This is a genomic window from Colwellia sp. MB02u-9 (genome assembly GCF_014077085.1).
Lineage (GTDB): Bacteria > Pseudomonadota > Gammaproteobacteria > Enterobacterales > Alteromonadaceae > Cognaticolwellia.
This window is the reverse complement of the sequence record NZ_JACGVF010000003.1, coordinates 1-1435: the sequence shown is the minus strand read 5'-3', so window position 1 is coordinate 1435 and position 1435 is coordinate 1. Positions and strand designations below refer to the sequence as shown.

Sequence of the window (1435 nt, the reverse complement as noted above, 5' to 3'; positions counted from 1 at the left end):
GATACGAATATAGTCCTTTCAGTCTGAATAAACCTATAATTAGGGTGTTCAGACCATGTGCCTATTTCATACGAATATTGATACGATATCATTTCGATGGTTACCGCTTTACTTTCGATGTCATAGGGACGCCTTAGCTTAAAAACGAATACTCAGGGCTTGCCCATAAACGCTATCTATATCGCTTTCGAAAAGCTTTGGCATACATGCTGACAATAACAATTGGAGGTAATTATGACTAAGTTTTCAGTTTATATTGGTATTGATTGGGCAAATGATAAACACGATGTCTGCGTTCAAGTGGCTAATTCAAGTACACGAAAGTTTGAAGTAATTAAGCACTCACCTAAGTCGATCAACGAATGGATAAGCAGTCTTCATAAGCAATACAAAGGACAAATAGCTGTTGCTATTGAACTATCCAAAGGGCCTATAGTTTACGCACTTCAAAAGTTTGATTTTGTCACTATTCACCCCGTTAACACTTCAATGTTAGCTCAATACCGTAAAGCTTTTTCACCCAGCGGTGCAAAAGACGACCCAACGGACGCAGAGCTTGCTTTAGATTTAATGCTGAGATATCCCAATAAAATTAAAGCATTAAAAATGGAAAGTGAATCGGTTAGGAAATTGACGTATCTAGTCGAACAGCGTCGTAAGTTAGTCGATGATAAAAGGCGGTTTAGCAACCGACTAATCATTACTCTTAAAGAATATTACCCTCACTTACTCGATTGGTTTTCACACCGAGGATCGGGGATATTTTGTGATTTCATTACACGTTGGCCCAACCTACAAAAACTTAAAAGAGCCAGACCGGATACGTTGAAAAAGTTTTTTGGCTCATACCCTGGACGTACTGCGGCATATAGCGTTAAGCGAATTCAATCTATTAGTGAAGCAGAGCCGCTTACTCTCGATAACGCAGTTATCGAGTCGCACCAACTGCTTGCAGTTGCATTAGCTAATCAACTGCTTGTTGCTGTGAAGGTTATTAAGGTCTTTGATAGAGAAATTAGTGAGTTGTTTAATGCCTTGCCCGATGCAGAGCTTTACAACTCATTACCGGGTACTGGCCCGTGTTTAGCTCCTAGGTTACTAGTGGCTATTGGGGAAAACCGTAGTCGATTCAATAGCGCATCGGAAATTCAAATGTATGCAGGGATAGCCCCCGTAACAGTGCGTAGTGGTCAAAAGAGCTGGATTCATTGGCGATATCAGTGCTCTAAATTTACTCGCCAATCATTTATAGAATGGGCTACTAAAAGCATAAGGCAATCTTATTGGGCGGAAATCTATTATCAGCAACAAAGGGAAAAAGGCAATACTCACCAGGCAGCTGTGCGTTCGTTAGCATTTAAGTGGATACGGATCGTATTTCGATGCTGGAAAACTAAAGAGCCATACAATGAAGCCAAGTATTTAAAAGCGTTGA

Annotated in this window: 1 protein-coding gene; it reads left to right on the top strand. The window is 40.3% G+C overall.

What is annotated here, in order from left to right:
• Positions 1 to 234: 234 nt before the first annotated feature.
• On the top strand, positions 235 to 1435 hold a 1201-nt coding region (locus tag H4J65_RS00005), incomplete at its 3' end, for an IS110-like element ISCps4 family transposase (RefSeq protein WP_182193914.1).